The organism is Enterobacter sp. PTB, assembly GCF_051130085.1.
Taxonomy (GTDB): domain Bacteria; phylum Pseudomonadota; class Gammaproteobacteria; order Enterobacterales; family Enterobacteriaceae; genus Enterobacter; species Enterobacter ludwigii.
In genome coordinates this window covers 1-353 of record NZ_JBDKEE010000149.1, presented here as the reverse complement: position 1 = coordinate 353, position 353 = coordinate 1, and the positions used below count along the sequence as shown (strand labels likewise).

At 53.3% G+C, this 353-nt stretch carries 1 pseudogene; it reads right to left on the bottom strand.

From position 1 onward, the window contains the following. Window positions 1-353 (bottom strand): annotated as a pseudogene (locus tag AAIR21_RS28035) (hypothetical protein); the annotation flags it as partial.

Here is a 353-nt window from a genome sequence, read left to right as displayed (position 1 = left end):
CCACTCCAGCCAGACTCGATGACAGTTTGTTAACCGCATCATCCAGCGCCTTCGGCAAATCCTGTCGAAAATCAACCATTGCGGCATAATTGACCAGTGCGGAACTGCCCCGTGATGGTGACAGTTCCGCGACGGGTGATGCATTGCTGATAGCAGACAGTAACTGCCCGGGTTTATTTCCTGCAGCGAGCTGGATACGCGTGGCGAGGATCCAGGCACAGCGTTGTCCACGATGAATCTCCTGGTCAACAAGCGCTTCACGCGCCACATTTCGGGACTCAGCGGCAACCTGCTGAATTTTGTAACCAAAACGCCGGACTGAAAAAATCAGGCCCCAGCAACAAAAAGGTAAT